Here is a 26,252-nt window from a genome sequence, read left to right as displayed (position 1 = left end):
TCTATGAGTGGAGAGACGCAGCTTTTGATGGAGCAGCTGGTGGATGCGGTAAAGCGTACCCAGGAGTATAATCAGTATCAGACGCTTTTGGAGAATGTCAGAAAACGTCCTGAGATCTATCAGCGGATCGGAGAATTCCGCCGCAGAAGCATTGCATTCCAGATGACGGATCATGCGAATCCGATCGAGGAGAACAATCAGCTTCAGAAGGAATTTGCAGATCTGCAGGTCAACGGTCTTGCCAATGAATTTCTGGCGGCAGAGCATCAGTACTGCATGATGATTAAGAGAATGCAGGGATATTTTCTGGAAAATCTTGATCTTGCACTGGAGTTTTTGGATGAATAGCTGGAAACCGGCTGCGATGACGTCCGTATATATTGTGCTGTATTCGCTGCTGGTTCTCGGTTCGGTCGCATTGTGTCTGCACGGTTACCGGTTTTGTTACAACATTTTTGCCGATGTCCGTGTGGAGGATGCACCGGGGAAGGAGATTTCTGTGGAGGTGCATTCCACCGATGCGTTCGGAGACATTGCAGCAAGGCTTCAGGACAGGGGTGTGATCCATGATCGGTACAGCTTTCTGGTGCGTGCCAAGCTGATGAATGCGGAACGCAACAAGATCTATGCCGGAAAATATACCCTGAACGATTCCATGACATATGAGCAGATATTAAACCGCCTGACAGTATCGGAGGGATTTGACCAATGATAATAGATGAGAGACTTTCTATATTTATTGATGCGCTGGAGTGGAAACTTCCGGATGGACTGGATCAGCTTGAGGCGCAGGCTCTGAAGGATCAGGTGCCGATCATCCGTCGTCCGATGCAGTCATATCTCGGGTTTATGCTGGGACTTTTAAAGCCGGCGTCTATTCTGGAGATTGGGGCTGCCGTTGGATTTTCCGGTATCCTGATGAGCGAATATGTGCCGGAGGAGACAACGATCACGACGATCGAGAAGGTGCCGGCAAGGATCAAAGCGGCGAAGGAGAATTTTAAACGCTACGGCAAAACAGACAGGATATGCCTGTTGGAAGGGGATGCTGCCGATGTGCTGACAGAGCTTTCCGCACAGGGAAAACAATACGAATTTATATTTATGGATGCTGCCAAGGGACAGTATCTTAATTTTTTGCCGAACATATTGAAGATGCTGCCTGAAAATGGTATGCTGATAACGGATAATGTATTACAGGATGGTGACGTGATCCAGTCACGTTACGCGATCAACCGCAGGGATCGTACGATCCACGGAAGGATGCGGGAATATTTATATCAGCTGACTCATTCGGAGGAGCTTGATACAGTGATATTACCGGTTGGAGACGGCATTACCGTGTCCAGACGGATAAAGTGAGGTGGAATGGTTTGTTACCAAATGGAAAGCCGGAACTTCTGATACCGGCAAGCAGTTTAGAGGTGTTAAAGGTGGCTGTGATCTACGGTGCGGATGCGGTATATATCGGTGGAGATATGTATGGTCTGCGTGCCAAGGCGAAGAATTTCTCGGCAGAGGATATGAAGGAAGGTGTTGACTTTGCGCATGAGCACGGAAAACGCGTTTTCGTGACAGCAAATATCACAGCGCACAATAAAGATATGGATGGGATCCGCCGTTATTTCGGCGAGTTAAAGGAGATCGGACCGGATGCTCTGATCATTTCCGATCCGGGTGTATTTGATATTGCCAGAGAGGTCTGTCCGGAGATAGAGATCCACATCAGCACCCAGAGCAATAATGTCAATTACGGAACATATCTGTTCTGGCAGCGGATGGGTGCAAAGCGCGTCGTTTCTGCAAGAGAGCTTTCAATCAAGGAGATCAAGGATATCCGGGCGCATATTCCGGATGATCTTGAGATAGAGACCTTTGTGCACGGAGCAATGTGCATTTCCTATTCCGGACGATGCCTGCTCAGCAATTATTTTACCGGGCGGGATGCTAATCTGGGTGCCTGCACGCATCCGTGCCGCTGGAAGTATTATATCATGGAGGAGAATCGTCCGGGGGAATATCTTCCGGTGGAGGAAAATGAACGTGGCACCTATATTTTTAATTCAAAGGATCTGTGTATGATCGAGCATATTCCGGATCTTGTGGATGCCGGAATCGACAGCTTCAAGATCGAGGGACGCATGAAGACGGCACTTTATGTGGCGGATGTGGCGAGAACATATCGTCAGGCGATCGATGATTATTTCACCTCACCGGAGTTATATGAGTCCCGCAAGGACTATTACATGGATGAGATCTCAAAGTGTACCTATCGTCAGTATACGACAGGATTCTTCTATGGCAAACCGACCCATGAGGGACAGATCTACGATAACAATACCTACGTTCGTAAGTACACATATCTTGGCATTGTCGGCGGAATCACAGAGGACGGCTACGCAGTGATGGAGCAGCGCAACAAGTTCTGTGTGGGCGATGAGGTTGAGATTATGAAGCCGGATGGCAGTGACTGTCACGTGAAGGTTCTTGCCATGCGGGATGATAAAGGAGAAGCAATGGAGAGTTGTCCTCACCCACAGCAAATGATTCAGGTGAGATTTAGCGAGACACCGGATCTGATGAATTTGATCCGTGTATCATGTGAGTAAATACATTCAGGAGGAAGCGTTATGGAAAAAAATGTAAGACTTAGAGTACTGTATGTGATGGAGCTGTTTGTGGAGCAGACAGATTCGGAAAAAGGAGTAACCATGCAGGAGATTCTGGACTGGCTGGGTGAGCACGACCTGACCGGCGAAAGAAAGAGTATCTACGAAGATATTCATGCCTGAAGGAGTTCGGACTGGATATCCAGTATACTCAGTCTGACAAGACATATCGTCTTGCCAGTCGCTAATGAAAGAAAAGGAGAAAAAGAATGACACCACAGCAGAAATATTTAAACATTGTGGATGAGGTGATCGAGAAAGGTCCGTTTAAACCGGACTGGGTATCCCTCTCTGATTATGAGACGCCGAAGTGGCTCAAGAATGGAAAGTTTGGTATATTTATTCACTGGGGACTTTTCAGCGTGCCGGCATTTAACAATGAATGGTATTCCCGCAACATGTATATCCAGAGCATGGAGGAGTGGCAGCATCACAGGGATACCTCGGAGAGCACACAAAGTTTGGTTATAAGGACTTTATACCGATGTTTACGGCACCGAAGTTTCAGCCGGAGGAGTGGGTGAAGCTTTTCAAGGAAGCGGGAGCCAAATATGTCATGCCTGTTGCAGAGCATCATGACGGTTTTCAGATGTATGACAGTGAGATCAGCGAGTGGAATAGCGTGAAGATGGCTATGAAGCGTGATGTTCTTGGCGAGATGAAGGCAGCCATCGAGAAGGAGGGACTGACCTTCTGTGAGTCAAATCACCGTGTAGAGCATTCCTTTTTTATGGGGCATGGTAAGGAGTTTGACAGTGATATCAAGGATCCGATGAAGTTAGGCGATTTCTATTACCCTGCTATGCCGGAACCGGATAATCAGGATCTGTTCAGCCCGGCACCACCACAGGATTTCATGGAGGACTGGCTGGCAAGAAACTGTGAGCTTGTGGAGAAGTATCATCCGAATATGGTATATTTCGACTGGTGGATCCAGCATGATTCCGTAAAGCCATATCTTAAGAAGTTTGCAGCATATTATTATAACCGTGGTCTGGAATGGGGACAGCAGGTGACTATTTCTTATAAGCATGATGCAATGATGCTTGGCACCGGTGTGCTTGATATGGAGCGTGGACATTTTACAGAGGCAAAGCCGTTTACCTGGCAGGCAGATACCTCTATGGCATACAATTCCTGGTGTTACACAGAGCAGAACCGCTTTAAGCCGACGGTGGAGATCATTCAGGATCTCGTGGATATCGTCAGCAAGAACGGCTGCCTGCTTCTGAATGTGGGACCAAAGGCAGATGGAACTATCTGCGACGAAGAGATCAAGATCTTAAAGGAGATGGGTGAGTGGATGAGCGTCAACGGAGAGGCAATCTACGATACACACCCATGGCGTATCCAGGCAGAGGGCAGCACCAAGGGTGTTGAAGGTATGTTCTCCGAGGAAGGTCGTCAGGCTTATGGCAAGGATGATATCCGCTTCACCTGTAAGGCAGATTACATCTACATCATTGCGATGAAGCAGGAGGGTGCCGATGTTGTTGTTAAGTCTATGGGCGAGGACAGCAAGGACTTCCACGGCATTATTCTTGAGATGAAGGCACTTGGTTATGATGAGCCGGTGACTTACGAGCGCGATGCGGATACCATGACGATCCATGCACCGTTTGTAAAGAGTGATATGCCGGTTGTATACCGCATGAAGCTGAAATAACAGAAACAGATAATAAAGAAAGGCTGGTGCATCAGATGATGCATCAGCCTTTTGTTACACCTCAAAGCTTATGTCCAGATAATTTTGCAATAAAAAATTTTATCAAAAAACTAAAATGGTTTATGCCATGAATATAACGTCTGTCTGTTGTCTGCAATTAACCAAGCTTAACAACGTTAGCAGCCTGTGGTCCCTTTTCTCCGTTAACAACATCGAACTCAACCTCTTCGCCCTCATCAAGAACCTTGAAGCCGTCCATCTGAAGTGCTGAGAAATGTACGAATACATCTTTTCCTGTCTCGTCAGAGATGAAACCAAAACCCTTCTTTGCGTTAAACCATTTAACTGTACCCTTCATAGTAGTGCCTCCTAAAATAATGAAAAAATTTTGTAACCTGTGTGAGCACAGATTCAACAACATGTTTAATCTATCATATTCGTTGTTCGCTGTCAATGTAAAACCCATCAAATACTCCGCTAATTTTTGTCTATTCCCAGTTCCTGCGCAAGATCCTCAAGATACATCCAACGCTCCATTTTCTGCTCAAGCTCCTGAGAAAGATTCTCTTTTTCTTCGGATAATTTGCCGAGCCGGACGAAATCACTGGCGGCGCGTCCCATCTCCTCATCGATCTCTTCCAGGCGGGTTTCTAACTTCTGGATATCCTCCTCGATCGTTTCAAAATCCTTCTGTTCCTGATAGGTCATCTTTTTCTTATGGGTCTGTCCGTCCTTCCAGTTGCTGCGGTTGATTGTTTTGGAGGCATTCTCTGTGACAGTGCTGTCTGTGCCGGACGGTGTGATCGCAGCTTCCTTCGCCTGCTTTGCATGGAGATAATCGGTATAACCGCCCTCGTACTGCACAAGGTGCCCGTCCTCCTCGTAGGAGAAGATCCGGCGGACAACACGGTCCAGAAAATAACGGTCATGCGATACCACAGCAACGATACCGTCGAAATGGTCCAGATAATCCTCCAGTATCGTCAGTGTAGCGATATCAAGATCGTTCGTCGGCTCATCGAGGAAAAGGACATTTGGTGCCTCCATCAGGATGCGGAGCAGATAGAGACGGCGCTTCTCGCCACCGGACAGCTTTTTGATCAGGGCATACTGCATGTCACCCGGGAAAAGAAAGCGCTCCAGCATGGCGGATGCGGTGATCAGCGAGCCGTCCGGCTGTCGGATATATTCTGCACCGCTGCGGACATAATCGATCACACGCATATTTTCCTCCAGAGCCTCGTTTTCCTGTGAAAAATAACCGATCTTTACAGTCTGACCGATCGTTATGGTTCCGGTGTCCGGCTTGACGGTGCCGTCAATGATCTTCATTAATGTTGACTTGCCGCAGCCGTTTGGACCGATAATTCCGATCCGGTCATCTCTGAGGAAAATATAGGAGAAATCATTGATCAAGGTACGATCTCCATAGGATTTTGTGATATGTTCCAGCTCGACGGTCGTTTTTCCGAGGCGGGAAGAGACGGAAGCCATCTCTACGGAGTTGTCCCGTACCGGAGCCTTGGTGTCGCGGAGTGCTTCGTAGCGGGCGATGTGTGCCTTCTGCTTTGTGGAACGTGCTCTGGCACCGCGCTGCATCCATGCAATCTCCACGCGCAGAAGACTCTGACGCTTGCGCTCGGTTGCCATTTCAATCTCCTCACGCTGGGCTTTGCGCTCGAGATAACCGAGGTAATTGCAGCTGTAGCTGTACAGCTTGCCCTTGTCGATCTCCACGATACGGTTGACGACGCTGTCTAAGAAGTAGCGGTCATGGGTGATCATGATCAGAGCACTCTTTGTGTTTTTCAGAAAGTTTTCCAGCCATTCCGCCATCGCACTGTCAAGGTGGTTGGTCGGCTCGTCAAGGATCAGGATATCCGATGGTGTCAGCAGGGTGCGTACAAGGGCGATCCGCTTGCGTTGTCCACCGGAAAGCTCTGTGATATTCTGGGACAGCTTCGTGATGCCAAGCTTTGTCAGCATTGATTTTGCATCTGCTTCGTAATCCATAGGATCTCCGGAAATGTCAGAGGCGAGAGGAAGCGCTGCGGTCAGTGCATCGAAGCTTTCCGGGAAAACAGGATTCTGCGGCAGATAGCCGATTCGCAGATTTCTTCCCATAATAACGGTTCCCTCATCCGGTTCCTCTTTGCCGGCAAGGATCTTTAAAAGGGTTGATTTGCCAGTGCCGTTAATGCCGATAATTCCGACCTTTTCCTGTTCGTTTAAGGAAAAGGAAGCATCGTCAAATAGCTTTCGTTCCGTGTAGGAATGTGTCAGGTGTTCTGTTGTGATGAGATTCATAATCGTCCTCTTTTCTGATAATTTCTATGATAAATAATCTGTAACAGATGTGTTTTCATAAAGTTGTGTGATCCCCGGAAAAGGAGGTGTGTCAGAATCCGGAAAAATATCCCGGTTATAAAATGGACTTTTGGCACGCCAGGCTTTATAATAACTGGTAGGAGTCACAATATCAATATGATACCTGTAAAGCGTGATTCTGTCAAAAAAGGAAACGGGGGGATTTGATGATAAAATACAGCCGTTCGGTCAATTATTATGAGACCGATCAGATGGGGATCGTACACCATTCTAATTACATTCGTTATTTCGAGGAGGCACGTCTGCACTGGATGGACGAGATAGGACTTTCATACAGCGGACTGGAGGAGCTTGGAGTGATCATTCCGGTCACCTTTGTGGACTGCAGGTATAAGGATCCGGTCCGCTTTGGGGATACGATCAGCATATCTGTGCGCATATCGAAGTTCGATGGAATCAAGATGGAATTTGCCTATGAGGTGTGCGATGAAGCAACCGGAAAGCTGCGAAGCACAGGCAGCAGTGGACATTGCTTCCTGGATAAGGATATGCGTCCGGTGCTTATCCGCAAGAGCTATCCGAAGCTGTATGAGATCATGATACAGGCACTTCACGAGGATGGCGGAGAAGGAAGAAAGGGAATGTGAATTCATGAAGAAGAAGCTGATAACTATATTGATCACCAGTCTGGTGATGATCGCGGGGATGGGAGCCTTTCTTTGGAAAATGAATGCGGTGTCACAGCGCATCGAGAAGAAAAAGGCAGCGCTTTTGCAGGAAGAGATGGATACGAACACGAAGGATAAGGCGTTGGAGGATATTGACAAGCTGGATATGCAGACGCTCTATTTATCGGGCTCTGACAAGAATGTTGTCACCAGAGATTATGCCAGTCTGGATGAGGTTTATAATGAAAGCCGGTCGGCATCGGCAGAAAAGATGCTGACCGAACTGAAGAAGAAGCGGGATTATTCGGAGAAGGACGTTCTCTGGGCATACAATCCATATGGAACCAATCCGGATTCTTTGTATATGTACTTTAAAAGCAAAGGGAATTTCTACTGCCGTTATACGATCTCGGTGGATGACGACAAGATACCGGATTTTACGAGAACACTCGACAACGGCGCTTCCGGCAATGTTTCAAAGGAGCATGAGTATCAGATCATCGGTCTGGTGCCGGGCAGAACCAATTATCTGATTGTTAAGCTGTACAATAAAAAGGACGAGCTTGCCAACACACTGTACTATAAAGTGGACATGCCGAAAAGCCGGAGTGGTGCGCAGACAATCCTTTCATCCGAGAAGGGGAGTAGCAAAGGAAAGCAGCAAAACGGTCTTTATACGGTATTCCGCAAAGCTTCCTCCGGACAGCAAAATGCCGTTTTATTTTATGATAACAGTGGCGTGCTGCGTGCGGAATTTCCGACGAAAGCAGCCGGTTATAATATCGAAGAAATTTATGATACGCTCGTTTATGCCGTGGATAATAATACGCTTGTCCGGGTCAATGCACTGGGGCAGGTGGAGAAGTGCTTAAAGCTTCCGATGCATCAGATCTACGGTGAATTTGCTTATGATGGAGCGGGGGCGGTCTATGTGCTGGCAAGACCGGTACAGCAGTCGGCATCCCTCGGAAACGTTACAAGAGTGGAGGTTAATTCCGGGAAGGTTACGGATGCCCTGAATCTGTCAGATATACCGGCACTTGTGAAGCTTGTAAAGCGTGCCGATCATAAGAAGACCTTAAAAGGGAAGAACCATATGCAGGTCAATTCAATCCGGGTGACCGGAACGAATCAGCTTCTGCTTGGCTCCTCCAAATATTCAACGATCATGAAGGTCAGCAATGTCAACAGTCTGATGCCGAAGCTCGATTATATGATCACGGATCGGAAGCTATGGAATATTTCCGGAAAGAACAAAGCAGACAAAAAGCTTCGCAAAAAGATATTGACCAAAGGTCTTGCCGAGGGACAGGCCGAGCCGACACAGGCATCACCGTTAGTGAATTCCATTCTCGACACAGGCAATACGACACCGGAGCTTTTTGCCTCCCAGTATGGTCAGAATGCGCTTGTGACCGGGGAAAATTCCGGACTTGCCGATGGACAGTATTATGTCAGTATGCTGAATAACAATTCCGGCAGGGGTTCATCCGGCAGGAAGAATTCCTACTATTACCGGTATCTTGTGGACGAGACGGCAGGAACTTATGCACTGGTGGATAAGAACAGACTGGACTGGAACAAAAGCGGTGGAAATGTAACTGTATATGATGATAGTTTTCTTTACTGCAGGTCGGCAGATCATTTGTTTGAGGAGGTTGACGGAAGCGGAAGAAAGATTCGTTCCTTCCGTGTGAAGGGCAGCCTGCACAGGGTATATAAAAACGACTGGAAGGGCGTTTGGTTTTACTGATGTTTTAACGTTTCGACACGCTATTTTTATTGACCCTGTCCCGGAAAAGAGGTATACTAAAAACAGTAGTTTGTATGTAATCAGGCAACTGTCTAATGAATAATGTATAGGAGGAAAGTTATAATGAAATTTTTTGTTGACACAGCGAAGATTGAGGACATCAAAAAGGCAAACGATATGGGTGTGATCTGTGGTGTAACCACAAACCCTTCTCTGATTGCCAAGGAGGGTGGCAAGAGTCAGGAGGAGATCTTAAAGGAGATCGCTTCTATCGTTGATGGTCCTATCAGTGGAGAAGTTAAGGCAACAACTGTAGACGCAGAGGGCATGATCGCAGAGGGACGTGAAATTGCAAAGCTTCATCCAACAGGTTGTAAAGATCCCTATGACAGTAGAGGGACTCAAGGCAACAAAGGTACTTGCTTCTGAGGGCGTTAAGGTAAATGTAACACTGATCTTTTCTGCAAATCAGCACTTCTGGCAGCAAGAGCAGGTGCAGCATATGTATCACCATTCCTTGGACGTCTGGATGATATTTCACAGCCGGGTATTGATCTGATCGAGACGATCACCGCTATCTTTGACAACTACGGTATTGATACAGAGATCATTGCGGCAAGCATCCGTAATCCGATCCATGTAACAGACTGCGCTCTGGCAGGAGCTGATATTGCAACAGTACCATATTCTGTAATCGAGCAGATGACAAAGCATCCGCTGACCGATCAGGGTATTGAGAAGTTCCAGAAGGAGTATCTTGCCGTATTTGGTGAGTAATAAGAACCGGCAGCTTTGAAAAGCTGTCATCATAAGATCAAAGACAGAAAGGAAATGAAAATGGATACATTAGCATTAAAGAAAACTGCAAATGAGATTCGTAAAGGCATTGTGACAGCAGTGCACAGTGCAAAGTCCGGTCATCCGGGTGGATCTCTTTCCGCAGCAGACATTTTAACATATCTTTATTTTGAAGAGATGAATGTAGATCCAAAGGATCCGAAGAAAGCAGACCGTGATCGTTTTGTTCTTTCCAAGGGACACATCGCACCGGCACTTTATGCAACACTGGCAGAGAAAGGCTATTTCCCGAAGGAGGATCTGAAGACACTTCGTCATGTGGGATCTTATCTGCAGGGTCATCCGGATATGAAGCATATCCCGGGTGTTGATATGTCAAGCGGTTCTCTGGGACAGGGAATCTCTGCAGCAGTTGGTATGGCACTGTCCGCAAAATTGGACAGCAAAGATTACCGAACATATGCACTTCTTGGTGACGGCGAGATCCAGGAGGGACAGGTCTGGGAAGCTGCAATGTTTGCAGGTGCCCGTAAGTTAGATAATCTCGTTGTGATCGTTGATAACAACGGACTTCAGATTGATGGAGATATTGCAGATGTATGTTCACCATATCCGATCGCAGACAAGTTCAAGGCATTTAATTTTAATGTGATCGAGATTGATGCCCATGACTTTGATCAGATTGCAGATGCATTCCGGAAGGCGAAATCTACCAAGGGAATGCCAACCGCAATTATTGCAAAGAGTATCAAGGGCAAGGGCGTAAGCTTCATGGAGAATCAGGCAGGATGGCATGGCTCTGCTCCGAATGATGAGCAGTATGCACAGGCAATGGCTGATCTGGACAAAATCGGTGAGAGCTTAAAGTAAAGGAGGATGAACATGGCTGACGTAAAGAAAATAGCAACAAGAGAAAGCTACGGAAATGCGTTGAAGGAATATGCAGAGGAGTATCCAAATCTTGTCGTACTGGATGCCGATCTGGCAGCAGCGACCAAGACTGCAATCTTTAAGAAAGCATATCCGGACAGACATATAGATTGTGGTATTGCAGAATGTGATATGATGGGTATTGCAGCAGGACTTGCTACGACAGGAAAGATCCCGTTTGTAAGTTCCTTTGCAATGTTTGCAGCAGGACGTGCTTTTGAGCAGGTTCGTAATTCTATCGCATATCCACATCTCAACGTAAAAATTGGAGCAACTCATGCAGGTATCTCTGTCGGCGAGGATGGAGCAACCCATCAGTGCTGTGAGGATCTTGCGCTGATGCGCACGATTCCGGGGATGATCGTTATGAATCCTTCGGATGATGTAGAAGCTAAGGCTGCTGTAAAGGCGGCGCTGGATCATGAAGGTCCTGTATATATCCGTTTTGGTCGTCTGGCAGTGCCGGTGATCAATGACAGACCGGATTACAAGTTTGAGATTGGTAAGGGTGTTGTACTCCGCGAGGGTACCGATGTGACGATCATCGCTACCGGACTTGAGGTTGGAGAGAGCCTTGAGGCTGCAGAGAAGCTTGCAGCAGACGGCATCTCCGCAAAGGTGATCAACATTCATACGATCAAGCCTCTGGATGAGGATCTGGTTGTGGCAGCAGCCCAAGAAACCGGTAAGGTTGTTACCGTTGAGGAACATTCCGTGATCGGTGGTCTTGGCAGTGCAGTATGTGACTGCCTGTCTGCAAAGGCACCGACAAAGGTAATGAAGATCGGTGTGAACGACACATTCGGTGAGTCCGGTCCTGCTCTTGAACTGATCAAGAAGTATGGTCTTGATGCAGACAGCATTTACGCAAAGGTAAAGGCATTTGTAGCGGAGTAAGGTCTGTTTCGACGTCTTTGACTGGCGGCAGAAAGCAAAAGCTGCTTAGAAATGATATGTTATTTTATGGGGTCTGTACTGAAAATGGTACAGATCCCATTTCTGGTATATAGAAAATTTTCGATAATGGTACGGCAACGCGCAAGGCGTGTCAGATCCCTCACATATAAGAAGCATTGGAAGTAGAAATTGGCAGGCATGCTTTGCATTAATAAAATAGGAAAGGTGACTGATATAATATGAGACTGATGATCGTACGACATGGAGATCCGGATTACAGCATTGATTCGCTGACCCCAAAGGGCTGGAAGGAGGCAGAGCTTTTAGCAGACCGCCTTTGTAAGCTGGACATTGCAAAATTTTATGTTTCTCCACTTGGAAGAGCAAAGGATACCGCATCTTTCACGCTGAAACGGCTGGGACGGGAAGCGGAAGAGATGACGTGGATGCGGGAATTTGATGCCTGGATCAAACGACCGGACGTGGGCGACAGGGCGATATTGTGGGACTGGCTTCCGGAGGACTGGACGAAGGTTTCTTCCTTTTATGATAAGGATGCATGGAGTGACCATACACTTCTGAAAGAAGGGACAACGGAACATGGTGATATCAGGGCGGAGTATGACTGGGTCATCGGAGAATTTGACAAGCTGCTTGAGCGTCATGGCTATCGCCGCGAGGGACAGATCTATCGTGCGGAGAATGCCAATGATGACACCATTGTCCTGTTCTGTCACTTCGGACTGGAATGCGTGCTTCTAAGTCATCTTCTTGGTATCTCACCGATGGTGCTGTGGCATGGGCTCTGTGCAGCACCAACCTCCGTTACAACACTCTACACCGAAGAACGCCGCCCGGGGCATTGCCTCCTTCCGTATGACAGCCTTCGGAGATACCTCACACCTGTATGTGGCAGACGAACCACCTGCCTTCGCAGCCAGATTCTGTGAGTGCTATGACCACACCGATGAGCGCCACGACTAACCCACATCCAATCCGGTGATAACTATATTAAAAAAATTTATTTCATGCAACATTTTGAGCTGAGGCGACACAGATAAATAGGAATTCCGAAAATGGGAAACAAATTGTTTATTTTATGTGCCGCAGGGGAAGCGGCAGAAGGGAGCCGCTTATGATGAATGGAACGGAACGGCTGATCGGACTCAGAATGAGGAAGGTGACGCTTCGCAAACGTCACTGGAAGAAACCGGCACGGATTGCCGGAGGCTGTGTGTGGTTCGTGCTTGCAGTATTATTGTGCCGGATCTTTCTGGGAGGAACGGATGGCTGCTATACCAACAGTATCACGCATGTGGACAGCTACCGGCAGATTTATCAATATTATATGGGACTGCTTGAGAAGCAGGATAAAATTGTTTTAAAAGACAGTGATGCAATGAACGCAAAGATGGGAGGAGAGAATACTTCCGGCGGGGATGTGCAATATGCAACTGCTTCTGTCGACAGCAATGTGCAGACATATGTTTCGATCAACCAGCGGGAAACAGGAGTCGGGGAAGCAGATGCGATCATTACGGACGGACAATATATCTATGAGCTGGTACAGAAGGAGACGGAGAATGACTGGGGTGATCCGCCGTGTATTCATATTCTGAAGCCGGAGGGGAAACAGACAAAGGAGATATTGAAGTTTAAGCTGCCGATTCCAAAGAACGAAAATGGATCCACAGGTTTATCTTCTGATGCAAAATGGTTGTCATACCGGACGGCAGCATTGTATGTTTATCAGGATATACTTGTTGTGGCAGAGGAGCTTCATGGACTTGCCGGAGAAGAGGAGCTTCAGGGAACGGTGAAGTGGGATGTTAAAACAGCCGTTTATTTCTATGACATTTCCGATATCAGACATCCAAAGGAACTGCGCCATATTTTGCAGAATGGCAGTTACAATACTCTGCGGGAATATCAGGGTGTTTTGTATCTGGTGACACAGAATTGGGACGTTCCGGTGACTGCGATGAAGGAGAAGAATAAGGAACGTTATGTTCCGTGGCTGGACGGAAAATTTCTGGAAACCGACAATATTATTCTGCCGGAAGATGCACAGGGGAATGCATACACCATGGTCAGCACATGGAAGCTGCAAAAGGACGTGAAAAAGATCAATACAAAAGCAGTGATTGGTCTGTACGCGGGCGTATATATGACAGAGAATAATCTGTATCTTTCCACGACTCTTTATGCAGATATCGCCCAACAGGAAAAAAATGACAGCAGCAGGATACTTAGGTTTAAACTGGACGGGGGAAAACTGGTTGAAAATAAGACGGTGGTAATGCCGGGATCCTTTGCAAACAGTTTTGCCATTCAGGAAAGAAAAGACATGCTGTATGTGGTGACAGAGATTATCCATTATGCGTATGAGCAGGATGCAAAGGGGGAGGAGGGCTATGAGTCCGGGCAAAACTATGTCAGTAACACAGAGATCTGTGCCTACGTTTTTGACGATGCATTAGAAATGATCTCGAAATGCGGCAATATTGCAGAAAACGAAGATGTCAAAGCCGTCCGTCTTCTGGAGGATGTCGGATATGTGGTGTCCTATCAGCAGACGGATCCTCTCATCAGTATTGACTTTTCTGATCCAAAGGAGCTAAAGGTGATGGACGAACTGAAAATGCCGGGCTTTTCTACGTATCTTCATCCGGTCAAAGACAATCTTCTTCTCGGAATCGGGACAACAGACGATACGCAGAATCAACATATTAAGATAGCACTGTACGATATTTCGGACAATGAAAATCTGCATATTTTTGATGAAAAGCTCATCGAAGATATGGAGAACAGCAATGTAGAGTATGATTACAAGGGTGTATTTATTGATGGGGACAACAGTATCGTCGGTTTTGGGGGAATGACCTACGATGAGAAATATCTGGACGACCCGGAAGAGAAGGCATACCGGAATACCTATGTATTATATCGTTACAGCAGAGAAGGTAAGCTCGAATCAATCGGGGACTACGAGGTTAAAACAGGAAGCAGTGGAATGGTTGGCATGCGGATCGGATCGTGGTTTTATATTATTCCGTATGGTCATGCAGGTGTCAGTGATATGGTGATCGTTCCGTATCTATAAAGAAGAAATCTTAAATTTTTAAGTAAAATCAGTTCGCTATGGTAACGGTAGCAGGTTGCCTGGAAAAGGGGGAAACTATGAAGAAAAGAAAAATCATGTTTGCTGCAGTGATCGTGGTCTTCTGCCTTGTGATCTTTGTGGTCACAAGACAGCAGACTTCTCGTTCCATTCTTGGAACGATGAAAATGTATTCGGTATTTCAGATACCGGAGGTTTCGCTGGCGCAGGGAAATTATTCCGGCAAGAAATTAAAAAACCTGTCTTTTCAGGACAAGGTTCAGTTATTTCATATTCTGCAAAAAACAAGAATTTATCAAAAAGAAAAAGATCCAAAATATTCGCCGGAGGATCTTGGATTGTGGGATACACAGATACTGTTTCGCTGGGACAACGACACAAAAAACATTCTGTACTGGTCCGATTATCAGGACGATAAAACAGGACTTTTCACCTGGGGAGCCGTAGACGGCGACGACATAAAAAGTTATTATCTCGACAAAAAATATGCCCTCAAACTTCAGAAATTATTTATCAAATATACCGGCAAAAATGAAAAAACATTTCCAAAAAATTCACAGGATTCATAATCATGTTACGAAAACTTTCCTCACGAAATGTTAATGTAGGTTCATAATATTTCTTATGTCCTGAAAACAAATAATAATTTTGCCTCGTAAAACAGATTAATCCGTGAACTATGACAAAAAATTGACGCAGATCAGTAGGATTTCTGAAAAGTCTTTGCTTTGCAATGCTTTGATAAATGCGCATCCGCACGACTGAGCCCACCTCGGGGCGAGTACGGTAGGATGCGTTTATCAAAAATCAAAGCAGCAAAGCAATTAGACTTTTCGAAATCCGTTAGTGACAAGACAATTTTTTTGTCATAGCTCACGGATTTTCAAGTTCTTTGGCAGGCAAAATTCTATTATCAGTAATTGGACATAAGAAATATTATGAGCGATTTCGTTTCATTGCTGTGGAAAGTTTCGTGAGATTATTATGAATAATCGGTACCTTCATTGGAAAAAATAGGCATAAAAGGTATGCACATTTTGTGCGGAAAAGGAGGTGCCGGATGGCAAAAAAAGAAATCGGAAAACAAAGCGTAGAATTTGACTGTCCGCCCCTGATCGTAGGGGCGGCGTCTGTTGTTGGAGAAAAAGAAGCACAGGGACCCTACGGAAAATATTTTGATCATGTCATAAAGGATCCGATGGCGGGACAGGAGACATGGGAGGAAGCGGAAGAACGCTTTCAGCAGATTGCAGCGGAGATGGCAATCGAAAAATGCGGCTTAAAGAAAAAGGATATCCGCTATGTTGTGGCGGGCGATCTGCTCGGACAGCTCATTGCATCCTCGTTTGGTCTGATGAATCTGGACATCCCGATCTTTGGTGTGTATGGTGCGTGCTCGACGATGGGGGAATCACTGGCAATCGGATCGATGTTAGTGGACGGCGGTTTTGCGGATCGTGTCGTGGCACTTACGTCCAGCCATTTTGCCAGTGCAGAAAAGCAGTTTCGTTTTCCGCTGGGGTATGGCAACCAGCGTCCGCAGGCGGCAACCTGGACTGTGACGGGAAGCGGGGCAGTTGTTCTATCCTCGCAGTTTGATACGAAGAAGAAACTGTCCCGCAAAACAGATGTCCAAAAAATCGTACAGGTACGCGGCGTTACCACCGGTAAGATCGTAGATTATGGTGTCAAGGACAGTATGAATATGGGAGCCTGTATGGCACCGGCTGCGGCTGACGTGATCGCAGCGAATCTGAATGATTTTCAGCGAAAGCCGGAGGACTATGATCAGATCATCACAGGTGATCTGGGAGAAGTTGGAAGACAGATCCTGCTGGATATTCTGCAGGCAAAGGGGTATGACATTGCGGACAGATATATCGACTGTGGCATTGAAATTTATCGGGATGACCAGAATGTACAGTCCGGTGGAAGCGGCTGTGGCTGCAGCGCGGTCATGCTGACCGGCTATATTCTGCAGAAGTTAAAAAATCAGGAATGGAAGCGTGTTTTGTTTGTTCCGACCGGAGCACTTTTGTCACCGGTAAGTTTTAATGAAGGAAAAAGTGTACCGGGAATTGCGCATGCAGTTATCCTGGAAAGTGCCGGAGAAAATGACAGATAATAAGAAAAAGAAACGTAGCGTTTTTTGAAAAATTATGCAATAAAATTTGAAAAAAGGAGAACCGAAAAATATGAATTATGTTTGGGCATTTATTGTGGGTGGACTTATCTGTGTCATTGTACAAATTTTAATGGACAATACAAAGCTTTTGCCGGGAAGGATCATGGTATTGCTCGTCTGCACCGGTGTCATACTCGGAGCGCTTGGCTGGTACGAGCCTTTCGAAAAATGGGCAGGTGCCGGAGCAACGGTTCCGCTTCTTGGTTTTGGAAATGTTTTATTTCGCGGTATGAAAGAAGCGATTGATCAGGAAGGTTTTATCGGATTATTTAAAGGCGGTTTTACGGCATGTTCGGTTGGCGTTTCCGGTGCAATGATTTTTGGGTATATCGGATCGTTGATTTTTAAACCGAAAATGAAATAAAAAGCACTGGAAAAACAAGGCAATATTTATAATTTTTTGTTACAAAATTAAAATAATTATACAATAGTAACAAAAATTGAAAAAAGGGTTGAAACTTTTCGTAAAACGCTATAAACTTCTTATCGTAGATGAATCGTTAATTTTTTTCTTTAGTTATGAAAGGGAGAAGTATTATGGCAGATAAGAAAAATACTACCGCAAAAAAAGAGACCGCAGTTAAGACAAACGCAGCAGTAACAGCAGCAGCCGCAACCGTAGCAGCAGCTAAGAAGACAGAGGCAGCCGCTCCTGCAGCTAAGACAGCAGATACAGTTAAGAAGACAGAAGCACCAAAGAAGACTGAGACTAAGAAGGCAGAGGCACCAAAGAAAGCTCCTGCAGCTAAGAAGGCAGAGCCTAAGAAACGTGGAAGAAAGCCTGCAGCTAAGAAGGCTGAGCCACGCGTTCAGGAAGTTTACTTCGAGTTCGATGGCAAGCAGGTTGAGGCCGGCCAGGTTGTTTCTCTGATCGAGCAGGCTTACAAGAACGAGGGTCATCAGGTCGGACGTATCAAGGATCTGAAGGTTTACATCAACTCTGAGGAAGGCAAGGCATATTATGTCATCAACGGAGACAATGGTGAAGGTAAGTATATCGAGCTGTAAGAATTTTTGCGATATATCAAAAGGGCTGAGATCATTCTCAGCCCTTTTTCCATGTCAACCCATGGAAAATATTTGTGTTGACAGATGATTGATTATTTACCTGCCATAGATTCTTCCTGACGCTTGATCATCTGACGAACCATCTCGCCACCAACGGAACCGTTCTGTGCGGATGTCAGATCTCCGTTGTAACCACCGTTCTTAAGTGGTACTCCTAACTCACTGGCAACCTCCATCTTGAACTTGTCCATAGCTTCTTTTGCCTGTGGAACTTCCATTTTTGAACTCTGACTGTTTGTCATTTTTTCTACCTCCTTGATATTGGTTTTGCCGATTGATTTCATTCTGCCGCAGCAGATTCATATCTTTTTCGGCGGGATAGGCTTTTGTTTTGCTTATCCTGATTTCTATTATTTGCAATTGCAGGTAAAATATTTTGCCAGTTTCTTCCTGCTTTTTGAGGAAAATTTGACCAGAAGGTTGAAATTTGTGAGAAATGTGATACAATAATATAAATAATTATGTTTAGAACTTATGAAAGGATGGAGGATATCATGAAGCATATTCAGACATTAAACAAGGCAAACTTAAGTGAGTCCGCTAAGAAGGGCGGCTGTGGTAAGTGTCAGGCATCTTGCCAGTCTGCATGTAAGACATCTTGTACGGTAGGAAACCAGAAGTGTGCAAGAGAGGATGACGACAAATAATTGTTGTGATTGCGCTGAAAGCAGATAGCTGCTGCAATTTATTATTGCAGCAGCTATTTACATGTTACAGTTTCAAATTTCCCACGGGTAATGTATCGGATCACACAGGCTCGATGCGCTGACATATCTGGTGTGGGTGATCTGAATTAAGAAAGGATAATTATGATTCATAAATTTAAAGCAAAGGATTTAAATATTGTATTGGATGTAAACAGCGGTGGAGTACATCTGGTGGATGATCTTACTTATGATCTGCTGGATCATCTGGAGGAACCGCTGGCAGAGGAATGTCCGGAAGAGGCAGTGAAAGCGCTGGCAGACAAGTATACAAGGGAGCAGGTTGAGGAGTGCTATGGAGAGATTTTAGAGCTTTACCATGACAAAGTGCTTTTCAGCGGAGATCCGTATGCTGTCTATGCCGAAACAGCGATCAATTCGCCGATCAAGGCAATGTGCCTTCATATTTCCCATGACTGTAATCTGCGCTGCAAGTATTGCTTTGCATCCACGGGAGATTTTGGTACGGGACGTAAGCTGATGCCTCTGGAAACCGCTAAGGCAGCCATTGATTTTCTTTTGGAGAAGTCTGTGGGAAGAGAGAATCTCGAGCTTGATTTCTTCGGTGGTGAGCCGCTGATGAATTTCGATGTAGTAAAGCAGACCGTAGCTTACGCCAGAAGCAAGGAGAAGGAATACGGTAAGCATTTCCGTTTTACGATCACAACAAATGGTATGCTTCTGGATGATGATGCGATTGATTTCATCAACAAGGAAATGTATAATGTTGTTCTTTCCATCGATGGACGAAAGGAAGTCAATGACCGGATGCGTGTGCGTGCAGACGGAACAGGAAGCTATGATCGCATCGTCAGGAATTTTAAAAAACTTGTGGAGAAGCGTGGCGATAAGGAATGGTATGTCCGTGGAACATATACAAAGTACAATCTGGATTTTTCCGAGGATGTATTCCATCTGTATGAGCAGGGCTTTGATCAGATCTCGGTGGAGCCGGTTGTGGAGGATCCGAAAGTGGAGTATGCGATCACGGAGGAAGATCTGGATCGTATCTGCGAGGAGTATGATAAGCTGGCAGACCGTCTGATGGAACTTAAGAAGAACGGTGGATTCCTGAATTTCTTCCATTTCATGATCGATCTGGAGCAGGGACCGTGTGTGATCAAACGTCTGCGTGGCTGCGGCAGTGGTAACGAGTATGTTTCCATCACCCCGGATGGAGATATTTATCCATGCCATCAGTTTGTCGGACATGAGGAATACTGCATGGGTAATATTGAGGAAGGCACCTTCAATGAGGAGATCAAGAAGGAATTTGCGGGGGCACATGTTTATTCCAAGCTATCCTGCCAGAAGTGCTGGGCAAAGTTTTACTGCAGCGGTGGCTGTAATGCAAACAACTATATTTATAATGGAGACATTCATAAGGTTCATGAGATGTCCTGCAAGATTCAGAGAAAGCGTCTGGAAAGTGCAATTCTGATCAAGGTTTGTGAGATGTTAGAAAAGGCGAATGCATAAGCCGATCAACGTACAATGATGTTGCCGTGTTTGCCGTGGCATAGTATAATAGAGAAGAGGCAGCATTGGTGGCTGCATGAAAGAAGTCGTTTGCTGCGGTGTATACAGGTGAGTTACGAGAGAATGGATCACCGCAGTGTATATGTGGGTTAACAAAGGAATGGAGGTATTATCATGAGGTTAGTAACCAGATCTGATTTTGATGGGTTAGCATGTGCGGCACTGTTAAAGGAAGCCGGGATCATTGATCATTGGAAGTTTGCACATCCGAAGGATCTGCAGGATGGTCTGATTGAGGTTACGGAGGATGACTGTCTGGCAAATGTTCCTTATGTGGAGGGCTGTGGTCTTTGGTTTGACCACCATTCCAGCGAGCATGAGAGACAGCAGTTAGCCGGCAAATATAAAGGAGAGAGTCGTCTGACTCCATCCTGTGCCAGAATTATTTATGAATATTATGGCGGCAAGGAGAAGTTTCCACAGTTTGATGAGATGATGGAGGCGGTGGACAAGGTAGACTCCGCCAATCTGACGATTGATGAGATCCTTCATCCGACCGGATGGATCCTGATCGGATTTATTATGGATCCACGTACCGGTCTTGGGCGCTGGCGTAATTTCCGGATTCCGAACTATCAGTTAATGGAAGAACTGATCGATGCCTGCCGGACAATGACTACGGATCAGATCCTGGCACTGCCGGATGTGGTGGAACGTATTGAGATTTATCATGAGCAGTCCGAGAAGTTTCAGGAAATGGTCAAGGCACATACACACGTCGAGGGCAATGTGATCATATCTGATCTTCGCGGTGTTGATCCGATCTATTCCGGTAACCGTTTTATGATCTACAGCATGTATCCGGAACAGAATATTTCCTGCTGGATCGTAAACGGAAAGGGCGGTGCAGGATGTTCTGCAGCAGTTGGCTACAGCATTTTGAATAAGACCTCTAAGGTCAATGTCGGAAGCCTGATGCTCAAGTACGGCGGTGGTGGTCATAAGGCAGTAGGAACCTGCCAGTTCTCCGATGAGAACATGGAGACGGAGCTTCCGAAGATGCTGCAGGAGCTGATTGCAATGTCGAATCAGTAATAATATAGCGGAATAAGATGCTGCAGGGGGCAAATATTTTTCCCTCAACATCACAAGATAAAAGCAGGGACAGATTTTCCGGCAATCGAAAAGTTTGTCTCTGTTTTCCTGTTACTGACGAAACAGGAATGAAGACACTACGCCTGTGGAGTACGGCTGCGGGCTGAGAAAGGAATATCGGAATATTATGTTATTAATGTTAATGGTAGTTTTGTGCTACACGATCTGCTCGCTGAGTGATAAATATGCAGTTGCCAAGATTAAATTTAATGGTAATGAACTGACATTCCTGATGGCAGCAGCAACTGCGGTATTTATGACAATTACGTTGCCGTTTGTTGATACGCACGTTGTGTGGGGGCTGCCGGCAGTGGCAGCGATCCTTCTGTTGACCGCTTCCAAGATGCTGGAGTTTCAGATGTCAGCACTGATCCTTCGGGATATGTCGGCGTTTGAATTAAAGGCATGGCTTGGAATTTGCCTGTTTGCGTCCTATTTTACGGACATTGCCATGAAGACACAGGTGTTTTCGTGGGTGCGTCTTGCATTTATTGCAGTGACGGTAGTCGGCCTTATACTGATCGCACAGGCGGGCAGAAAGACCATTCATTATGGGAAAATTATTCTTCCGCTCATTGTCTATCTGGCGGCGAAATACGGCTATGGTTTTGTGATCGCAGCGGCAGAGCCGTACATATCCTCAACAATGTGTCTTTATTTTGCATTGATCCTTCTTGCTCTGATCCTTTTACCGGTGGTACATCCGGTTCGGCTCTTTAAGGAAAAGAGAAACGGTGGTCTGTTTGTCGTTCTGACCAAGATTCCGAATGTTGCAGGTTTGCTTGGCGAGAATGCCGTGATCGCGGTAAGCCTTGCTAATTATTCCTTCATCCAGCCGATGATCCTTGTGGTGCTTTTCTTCTGGGGCATTGCCAGAAAAGAAGAGGAGCACGATCTTCTCAGTGTGCTGGGTGGAATTGTCTGTATTATCGGAATTGTGGGATTTCAGCTGTTATAATTTTGCAATTTTGTGCAGGTGTACATGAAATTGATAAATTGTAAATGAATGGATTCTTCTTTTGTATGCTTGACAGACAGCGTGACCCTCACTATACTAAAAGAGATAATTTGTCTGGGGAGCTGTTACGGCTGAGAGGGACGAAAGATGTCCGACCCATGAACCTGATTCGGATAATTCCGGCGTAGGAAGATAGATTTGCTTTGTATAACATCATATTCTTACAAATTACAGTGCTTCAGATGAATATATCCGGAGCACTTTTTGTATAGAAATGTGTCATCCGCGATATACGAAAATGCTCCCGGGCGTATGTTTATTTTATTATGAGTTACTCAAACTTCGCACAGCTATTATTAAAAATTAAAACGTGCACCATAATATTTTTATGACCACAGTTATATACTGAGTGCGCAAAGTCTGAGTCAGTTAAAAAGGAAGAAGTGAGGTAGATTATGGATTACACAACACAGATGGATGCAGCAAGGAAGAATATCATCACTCCGGAAATGGAGAAGGTTGCTGCCAAAGAGAAAATGGATGTGGAGGTACTTCGTGACCTGATCGCAAAGGGGCAGGCAATCATCCCGGCGAATAAGAACCACAAGGTACTTGAACCGAACGGAATCGGAAGTGCGCTTCGCACAAAGATCAATGTCAATCTTGGAACATCCCGTGACTGGACTGATCTTGACATGGAGATGGAAAAGGTAAAGAGTGCCGTTGATATGGGAGCAGAGGCGATCATGGACTTAAGCTCCAGCGGAGATACACAGAAGTTTCGCCGCAAGCTGACGGCAGAGTGTCCGGCAACGATCGGTACCGTACCGATTTATGATGCAGTCGTATATTATCACAAGGCATTAAAGGAGATCACCGCGAAGGAGTGGCTCGACATTGTCAGAATGCATGCGGAGGACGGCGTTGATTTCATGACGATCCACTGTGGCGTCAATAAGGAAACAGCACGTCATTTCCGTCAGGATAAACGTCTGATGAACATCGTATCCCGTGGTGGTTCCATCATTTATGCATGGATGGAGATGACCGGTAATGAGAATCCATTCTACGAGTATTATGATGAAGTGCTGGATATCTGCAGAGAATATGATGTTACGATGAGTCTTGGTGATGCATGTCGTCCGGGCTGTTTGAAGGATGCATCCGATGTTTCCCAGATTCAGGAGCTGATCACACTTGGTGAGCTGACAAGACGTGCCTGGGAAAAGGATGTTCAGGTTATGATCGAGGGACCGGGTCATATGCCGCTTGATCAGATCAAAGCGAATATGGAGATTCAGAAGACAATCTGTAAGGGAGCACCATTTTATGTACTTGGACCTCTCGTTACGGATATTGCACCGGGCTATGATCATATTACTTCTGCAATCGGTGGGGCAATCGCAGCAACTTATGGCGCATCCTTCCTGTGCTATGTAACACCGGCTGAGCACCTGCGTTTGCCGGATCTGAACGATGTAAAGGAAGGAATCATTGCTTCCAAGATCGCAGCGCATGCCGCTGATATTGCGAAGGGACTTCCGGGTGCAAGAGACTGGGATGATGAGATGGCAGCAGCCCGCCGCGCCCTTGACTGGGAGAAGACCTTTGAGCTTTCGATTGATCCGGAGAAGGCGAGAAGATACCGTGCCGAGGCAGCTCCGGAGAAGGAGGATACCTGCTCTATGTGTGGTAACTTCTGTGCAGTAAAGAATATGAACAAGATTTTGGACGGGGAGATTGTATCAATTTTCGATGAATAAGATGAAAAAATTATCGGTTGTATTGACAATTGCCGGTTCGGATTCAAGTGGAGGCGCCGGAATACAGGCAGATTTAAAGACAATGTCTGCATTTGGTGTATACGGTATGAGTGTGATCACGGCAGTGACGGCACAAAACACATGCGGTGTGACCGGCGTGCAGAGTGTAACCGGCGAAATGATTCGTCTGCAGTTGGAAGCGGTGCTTAAGGATATTAAGCCGGATGCCGTTAAGATCGGCATGCTTTCTACCGCAGAAGCTGTGGAGGCGGTGGCTGATCTGCTTGAAGAATATCAGCCCTCCCATATTGTATTAGATCCGGTCATGGTATCGACAAGCGGACGATGTCTTCTGGAGCCGGAAGGGGAACGTTTGATGCTGGAACGACTGTTTCCGATGGCTGAGCTTGTGACGCCCAACATTCCGGAGATACAGGCGATTCTTGCAGGGACGATCCAGACTGAAGAGGAACATTTACAGAGCAGTGAACCGGTACCGGAGAACTGCATCACAACCGTCTTCGACATGGAAGCTGCGGCGAAGAAGCTGTGGCAGCGATATAGCTGTCAGGTACTCTTAAAGGGCGGTCATATGCAGCAGGCAGCGGATGATCTGTTATATGTGGGTGAACCGGTATGGTTTCCGGCAGAGCGCATTGAATGCAGCAATACACACGGGACCGGTTGCACCCTGTCCTCTGCGATCGCAAGCGGACTTGCGCTTGGTTACTCATTGGAAGAATCCGTGGGACGTGCCAAGGAATATGTGCGCGGTGCCATGTCCACAGGACTTGAACTGGGTCATGGAAACGGACCGCTTGATCATGGCTGGAATACATCATCGGCTGTGTTTACACAGTCCTCCCAGTCTGCGCGGTAGGTTTCCTCCGGAACAGCATAAACATAACATCCGGCTTCTTTGGCAGCATGGATGGCATAAGGAGCATCCTCGAAGACAACCGTATTCGAAGGTGGTACCTGATAAAGATCACATACATACTTGTAAATATCGCCGGTGCGTTTACCGAGACCGATTTCAAAGCTGGTATGTATGTCCTTAAAATAGGACAGTATTCCAAGACGTCGAAAGGCATTCTCAGCGCAGTCGCGCTCTGAGGTTGTCAGGACGCAGAGGATACTGTCCTTTTTGGTGGATAGATCTTTCAGTAAAGAAAGTACCCCGGGTTTTAATGGAATCCGTAGCCGGTAAGAATCATGGATCAATTGCATGACATCATGATTGATCGAGCAATGTCTCCGGAGACGCCGAGTGTCCGGAAATAGGCAGCGGATTCATCCATTGTCATTGTTTCGATGATGTCCTCCAGATTCTCAGGAGGCTGGATCTGCCTGGACAGCAGAAAGCTGCGTCCAAGGTGTGTCCATTCTCCCATGGAATCAAGAAGCGTCCCATCCATGTCGAAAATATAAAGTCCGGCTTCTTTTATGGTATTCATGAGAGTATCTCCTTTGTGCGTGCGAGCAGTTCTTTCGTGGCGATTCCGGGATCCGGCTGACCGAAGATGGCAGAGATCACAGAGATGCCGTCAATGCCTGTTCCGGCAAGCTTTGTCAGATTATCGGCATTGATTCCGCCAATAGCGACAACAGGGATGGAAACGGCATCGGTGATCTGTTTCAGCGCCTCTAAGGTAACCGGGGTATGATCTGCCTTCGTATCGGTTGGGAATACGGCACCGACGCCGATATAGTCTGCACCTGCCTTCTCGGCGGCAACCGCTTCCTCGAGTGTGGCGGCGGAAATACCGATGATCTTATCCGGTCCGAGGATTTGTCTGGCTTTCTGATATTCCATATCGCTCTGACCAATGTGGACGCCATCGGCATCAATTTCTTTGGCGGCGTAAATATCATCGTTGATGACAAACGGAACCTGATATCTGGCAGCAATCTCTTTGATCTCCATTGCTTCCTGTACCATTTCTTCATGGGAAAATTCTTTTTCGCGAAGCTGCAGAAACGTTGCTCCGTTTTTGAGAACGTTTTCAACAACATCGGCAAGACGTCTGCCGTTTAACCAGTAACGATCAGTGATCGCATATAAGGTAAGTGCATCATTTCTTAATGGATATGACATTTTTATCTCCTT

28 protein-coding genes, 2 pseudogenes and 1 riboswitch are annotated in these 26,252 nt (G+C 46.3%); of the genes and pseudogenes, 24 read left to right on the top strand and 6 right to left on the bottom strand.

Annotated features, from left to right (window positions below; translation table 11 throughout):
- The first annotated feature begins 3 nt into the window (after positions 1-3).
- From DXA20_RS03950 to DXA20_RS03930, 7 genes are all read left to right on the top strand, one after another.
- Positions 4-348, top strand: a complete 345-nt coding sequence (locus DXA20_RS03950) for a YlbF family regulator (RefSeq protein WP_022305203.1) — start codon at positions 4-6, stop codon at positions 346-348.
- Positions 341-712 carry an endolytic transglycosylase MltG gene (locus DXA20_RS03945; protein ID WP_118559388.1) on the top strand — a complete coding sequence of 124 codons (372 nt, stop codon included), beginning with the start codon at positions 341-343 and terminating at the stop codon, positions 710-712. The genes DXA20_RS03950 and DXA20_RS03945 overlap by 8 nt, the downstream gene beginning before the upstream one ends.
- Positions 709-1,362, top strand: a complete 654-nt coding sequence (locus DXA20_RS03940) for an O-methyltransferase (protein WP_118559387.1) — start codon at positions 709-711, stop codon at positions 1,360-1,362. Before DXA20_RS03945 ends, DXA20_RS03940 begins: the two co-directional genes overlap by 4 nt.
- A gap of 11 nt (positions 1,363-1,373) precedes the next feature.
- Positions 1,374-2,609, top strand: coding sequence for a peptidase U32 family protein (locus DXA20_RS03935; protein WP_022305206.1), 1,236 nt, complete (start codon positions 1,374-1,376; stop codon positions 2,607-2,609).
- Positions 2,610-2,630: 21 nt separating this feature from the next.
- Positions 2,631-2,792, top strand: a complete 162-nt coding sequence (locus DXA20_RS16095; RefSeq protein ID WP_158577126.1) for a hypothetical protein — start codon at positions 2,631-2,633, stop codon at positions 2,790-2,792.
- Between the two features lie 86 nt (positions 2,793-2,878).
- A complete protein-coding gene (locus DXA20_RS18290; protein ID WP_279222349.1) occupies positions 2,879-3,193 on the top strand; it encodes an alpha-L-fucosidase in 315 nt (104 codons plus the stop codon).
- Positions 3,091-4,335, top strand: coding sequence for an alpha-L-fucosidase (locus DXA20_RS03930; RefSeq protein ID WP_279222348.1), 1,245 nt, complete (start codon positions 3,091-3,093; stop codon positions 4,333-4,335). The genes DXA20_RS18290 and DXA20_RS03930 overlap by 103 nt, the downstream gene beginning before the upstream one ends.
- A 157-nt stretch (positions 4,336-4,492) precedes the next feature.
- On the opposite strand, the gene DXA20_RS03925 is transcribed toward DXA20_RS03930, so the two are convergent.
- A complete protein-coding gene (locus DXA20_RS03925) occupies positions 4,493-4,693 on the bottom strand; it encodes a cold shock domain-containing protein (protein ID WP_022305209.1) in 201 nt (66 codons plus the stop codon).
- A gap of 119 nt (positions 4,694-4,812) precedes the next feature.
- Positions 4,813-6,642: an ABC-F family ATP-binding cassette domain-containing protein gene (locus DXA20_RS03920; RefSeq protein WP_118559386.1), complete on the bottom strand. Its 1,830-nt coding sequence runs from the start codon at positions 6,640-6,642 to the stop codon at positions 4,813-4,815.
- Positions 6,643-6,869: 227 nt separating this feature from the next.
- Between DXA20_RS03920 and DXA20_RS03915 the strand changes: the two genes are divergently transcribed.
- The 11 genes and pseudogenes from DXA20_RS03915 (at position 6,870) to DXA20_RS03865 (ending at position 18,023) form a co-directional block, all read left to right on the top strand.
- Entirely contained in the window at positions 6,870-7,310 is a 441-nt protein-coding gene (locus DXA20_RS03915; protein WP_118559385.1) for an acyl-CoA thioesterase, read from the top strand.
- A 4-nt stretch (positions 7,311-7,314) separates the two neighbouring features.
- Entirely contained in the window at positions 7,315-9,084 is a 1,770-nt protein-coding gene (locus DXA20_RS03910) for an aryl-sulfate sulfotransferase N-terminal domain-containing protein (protein ID WP_158577125.1), read from the top strand.
- 123 nt (positions 9,085-9,207) lie between these two features.
- A pseudogene (fsa, locus tag DXA20_RS03905) lies at positions 9,208-9,861 on the top strand (fructose-6-phosphate aldolase).
- A 36-nt stretch (positions 9,862-9,897) separates the two neighbouring features.
- The gene (locus DXA20_RS03900) at positions 9,898-10,752 is read left to right on the top strand and encodes a transketolase (protein ID WP_279222350.1); all 855 of its coding nucleotides are present in this window, start codon (positions 9,898-9,900) and stop codon (positions 10,750-10,752) included.
- A gap of 12 nt (positions 10,753-10,764) precedes the next feature.
- The gene (locus tag DXA20_RS03895) at positions 10,765-11,709 is read left to right on the top strand and encodes a transketolase family protein (protein WP_022305215.1); all 945 of its coding nucleotides are present in this window, start codon (positions 10,765-10,767) and stop codon (positions 11,707-11,709) included.
- Positions 11,710-11,948: 239 nt separating this feature from the next.
- Positions 11,949-12,693, top strand: a pseudogene (locus DXA20_RS03890) (histidine phosphatase family protein).
- A gap of 151 nt (positions 12,694-12,844) precedes the next feature.
- A complete protein-coding gene (locus DXA20_RS03885) occupies positions 12,845-14,812 on the top strand; it encodes a beta-propeller domain-containing protein (RefSeq protein ID WP_158577124.1) in 1,968 nt (655 codons plus the stop codon).
- A 77-nt stretch (positions 14,813-14,889) separates the two neighbouring features.
- On the top strand, positions 14,890-15,399 hold the full coding sequence (locus tag DXA20_RS03880; protein ID WP_118559381.1) for a hypothetical protein: 510 nt from the start codon (positions 14,890-14,892) through the stop codon (positions 15,397-15,399).
- A gap of 491 nt (positions 15,400-15,890) precedes the next feature.
- Positions 15,891-16,955, top strand: a complete 1,065-nt coding sequence (gene spoVAD, locus DXA20_RS03875; protein WP_118559380.1) for a stage V sporulation protein AD — start codon at positions 15,891-15,893, stop codon at positions 16,953-16,955.
- A 70-nt stretch (positions 16,956-17,025) separates the two neighbouring features.
- Entirely contained in the window at positions 17,026-17,379 is a 354-nt protein-coding gene (spoVAE, locus tag DXA20_RS03870; protein ID WP_022305220.1) for a stage V sporulation protein AE, read from the top strand.
- 173 nt (positions 17,380-17,552) lie between these two features.
- Complete coding sequence (locus tag DXA20_RS03865; protein WP_022305221.1) at positions 17,553-18,023, top strand: DUF6465 family protein; 471 nt, start codon at positions 17,553-17,555, stop codon at positions 18,021-18,023.
- Positions 18,024-18,115: 92 nt separating this feature from the next.
- On the opposite strand, the gene DXA20_RS03860 is transcribed toward DXA20_RS03865, so the two are convergent.
- Positions 18,116-18,325: an alpha/beta-type small acid-soluble spore protein gene (locus tag DXA20_RS03860; RefSeq protein WP_022305222.1), complete on the bottom strand. Its 210-nt coding sequence runs from the start codon at positions 18,323-18,325 to the stop codon at positions 18,116-18,118.
- A gap of 252 nt (positions 18,326-18,577) precedes the next feature.
- Here DXA20_RS03860 and scfA point away from each other — a divergent pair, with 252 nt between their 5' ends.
- The 6 genes from scfA (at position 18,578) to thiD (ending at position 25,022) form a co-directional block, all read left to right on the top strand.
- The gene (gene scfA / locus DXA20_RS03855) at positions 18,578-18,730 is read left to right on the top strand and encodes a six-cysteine ranthipeptide SCIFF (protein ID WP_022305223.1); all 153 of its coding nucleotides are present in this window, start codon (positions 18,578-18,580) and stop codon (positions 18,728-18,730) included.
- Positions 18,731-18,892: 162 nt separating this feature from the next.
- Positions 18,893-20,266: a thioether cross-link-forming SCIFF peptide maturase gene (gene scfB / locus DXA20_RS03850; RefSeq protein WP_118559379.1), complete on the top strand. Its 1,374-nt coding sequence runs from the start codon at positions 18,893-18,895 to the stop codon at positions 20,264-20,266.
- A gap of 174 nt (positions 20,267-20,440) precedes the next feature.
- Complete coding sequence (locus DXA20_RS03845; RefSeq protein ID WP_118559378.1) at positions 20,441-21,361, top strand: exopolyphosphatase; 921 nt, start codon at positions 20,441-20,443, stop codon at positions 21,359-21,361.
- Between the two features lie 187 nt (positions 21,362-21,548).
- A complete protein-coding gene (locus DXA20_RS03840) occupies positions 21,549-22,379 on the top strand; it encodes a hypothetical protein (RefSeq protein WP_118559442.1) in 831 nt (276 codons plus the stop codon).
- A 105-nt stretch (positions 22,380-22,484) separates the two neighbouring features.
- Positions 22,485-22,587, top strand: a riboswitch (TPP riboswitch).
- A 247-nt stretch (positions 22,588-22,834) separates the two neighbouring features.
- Complete coding sequence (thiC, locus tag DXA20_RS03835) at positions 22,835-24,142, top strand: phosphomethylpyrimidine synthase ThiC (RefSeq protein WP_022305227.1); 1,308 nt, start codon at positions 22,835-22,837, stop codon at positions 24,140-24,142.
- A 1-nt stretch (position 24,143) separates the two neighbouring features.
- The gene (gene thiD, locus DXA20_RS03830) at positions 24,144-25,022 is read left to right on the top strand and encodes a bifunctional hydroxymethylpyrimidine kinase/phosphomethylpyrimidine kinase (protein ID WP_118559441.1); all 879 of its coding nucleotides are present in this window, start codon (positions 24,144-24,146) and stop codon (positions 25,020-25,022) included.
- On the opposite strand, the gene DXA20_RS03825 is transcribed toward thiD, so the two are convergent.
- The 3 genes from DXA20_RS03825 to thiE are packed head-to-tail and all read right to left on the bottom strand — an operon-like array spanning position 24,965 to position 26,240.
- On the bottom strand, positions 24,965-25,366 hold the full coding sequence (locus DXA20_RS03825; protein ID WP_158577123.1) for an HAD family hydrolase: 402 nt from the start codon (positions 25,364-25,366) through the stop codon (positions 24,965-24,967). The two genes, thiD and DXA20_RS03825, sit on opposite strands and share 58 nt — an antisense overlap.
- On the bottom strand, positions 25,363-25,599 hold the full coding sequence (locus DXA20_RS03820) for a hypothetical protein (RefSeq protein WP_118559375.1): 237 nt from the start codon (positions 25,597-25,599) through the stop codon (positions 25,363-25,365). Before DXA20_RS03820 ends, DXA20_RS03825 begins: the two co-directional genes overlap by 4 nt.
- A complete protein-coding gene (gene thiE, locus DXA20_RS03815; RefSeq protein WP_118559374.1) occupies positions 25,596-26,240 on the bottom strand; it encodes a thiamine phosphate synthase in 645 nt (214 codons plus the stop codon). Before thiE ends, DXA20_RS03820 begins: the two co-directional genes overlap by 4 nt.
- Between the last annotated feature and the right edge of the window lie 12 nt (positions 26,241-26,252).

Source organism: Roseburia sp. AM59-24XD, from assembly GCF_003478445.1.
GTDB lineage: Bacteria > Bacillota > Clostridia > Lachnospirales > Lachnospiraceae > Jutongia.
This window is presented reverse-complemented; position numbering and strand designations above follow the sequence as displayed.